Annotated in this window: 1 protein-coding gene; it reads right to left on the reverse strand. The window is 32.3% G+C overall.

The annotated features are described in order from the left end of the window. Positions 1–2310 (reverse strand): hypothetical protein (locus CXF74_RS21075; RefSeq protein ID WP_157822505.1); only part of this gene is annotated, 2310 nt, incomplete at both ends.

Genomic DNA, 2310 nt, shown 5'->3' on the forward strand with positions numbered 1-2310 from the left:
TATCATGTATAAATAGCGTTAAATTATGTAGAGATTCTTCAGATCCATTCATGCACAACTCATTAAATGCAGCCCAAGGAAGAAACAAACGAAAATTATGCTGATGAAGAGCGAGTAAAAGGCCAATTTCATCAGCATTAGAATTATCATGCATAAAAGTTTTGAGGTTTACAGGAGCAATGTAGACACTATTAAACTCTGGTTTAGAAAATAAAGCTCTAAGTTGAACATCAACGGTAAAATAACTAAAACCTTTAGTATGAGCCAAACCAAGAGAACTTTTAGTGCTGGGAGTTAGTAGTTTATCAACTAAAATAGTTAATTTTAAAGGGACATCATAATCACGATCATTGTGAATATTACATTTTTTTAAAAGTTTTTCCGTCACATTCCTTAGGTTTAAACTTTGGTCAAAATTTTCTTCACTCCTCGATGCAATAAAGTTATCTTTTTCAGAGTCAAACACAATCCCCAGATCTCCATAGGTATAACACCACTCCTTTATTTGTTTAGCTGTATCTCTTGTAATGTGCATTCTAGCTTCTATTTTAGTGAATAGACCTGATACGACAAGAAACGCAAAACCAACTTCATCTAGTATAAAATCTTCACTATTTGGATCATCCAAAGGTGAATCATTGTCACTGAATACTTCCATATATACATTCTTAGATAACATTGCTGTCAATGCTTTACCATAAGAGTTATTACCATTAATAAGCTGGTATTTGAATACACAAGGGAAATTCCCTCTTAAATAATTTTTTACTGCGGGAGTATAACTGTGGTTACTATCTAAAAAACTTGTAAGAATCGCCATTATCTCTTCACCAGTAGCATTTTCAGGGAAAGATATACTGGAAAAAATTTGATTTTCATCATTATCTAAAATATTAATCGCAATACGATAAGCAGCTATAGTTGGTGGAAGAACTTCTTGAATTAAGCAGTGCTTTGTATTGTGTATAAAGTAAGATGTTTTTTCTTTGCTTTGCAACCTTTGTGCAAGTGTCGTACTTGGATGAATTAAATACTGTGGCTGTTCACTAGTTAATTTTTGGTCATCAACAACCATACGATATTTTGGTTGCTTGTTCTCTGTATATAGATAGCCTGCTTTAAACACTCCACTGTTATACCCTACTTGATTTGCATCAGGGGGGCTATTCATAACGATTTTAAATAATTGATTTGCATGCTTATTTGGGTCTGTAAAAAACCAAGTTAATACAGTGTCTTCTACTTCTAAATATCGCTCTCCAAAGAAGGTAAGAAGATCCCAAGCAAGTTCATCAGCAGGATCTGAAAATATAGAAATTGGTATTTTTTTAACGTATTCAGCAACATTAGGCGTGGATATAGAGCGGTTTAAATTTATAAGTAAACTTAACCAGAGATATATACAGTGTTTTTTTTCTGTTTCAGAGAGAGGTCTCTCATGATAATTTTTTAGTTGTTCCTCTATTAATTTTACTGCTTCGGGAAATTTATCTGCATGGCTTGCAATACATGACTTTAGGTTAACAATATCAGGGTGTGTTTGCTCTTGAACACTCATATTACTTAAATGAGTATTTAAAGAGTTATATTGTTCATTTTCATACAACAACGATAGGTACTGAGAGTATTCAGTTGATATCCAAGGGCTTTCCCCTTTAAATAACAATTCCAAAGCAAGTAAAGATAACCCTTTATAACCAGCTATAGATAGCAAATTTGCAGTTGGGACTAAAAAATCAGATTCAATATTCTCTCCCTTAAAGTCATCCGTAAGAATCTTTTCAATCTCAAGTAAAGGAAATTTTCTTTTATCTAAAAAATCAGCTGCTTTGGCAACTAATGCACAATAACACGCCAAACTAGTAGTCGATTTATCTAACTTCAATAATTCATTTAAAGCGAATTCCACACTTTCAGGATTTTTTTTCTCACATAACACTAATATTTTTCGAGTAGAAAATCTTTCATTTTTGACATCTTCGATAATTTCGAGAGCTATTTCGTGTTCAGACTTCAGCTGGGAGGGCAATTGAACGGCGTTATCATGATCTAAAAATAAGATAACAGCATCTTTACCTCTGAAATCAATTTGATTGAGCAGAGAACGGTGGTCTTTGACTAACTTATGAAGTTTAAAATTCGTTAATTGGGTATAAAGCAACAACTGACTGGCAATGCCTAAGTATTGTTTATCAATAACTTGGAGGTTACTTGTAAACTTAATTAACTTATCAATTACATTATCAAGATATTCCTTTTGCTCTGTAGATAATAATAAGTAATCATTTAGTTGAAACTTATTAATTGATA

It is taken from the genome of Psychromonas sp. Urea-02u-13 (assembly GCF_002835995.1).
Lineage (GTDB): Bacteria > Pseudomonadota > Gammaproteobacteria > Enterobacterales > Psychromonadaceae > Psychromonas.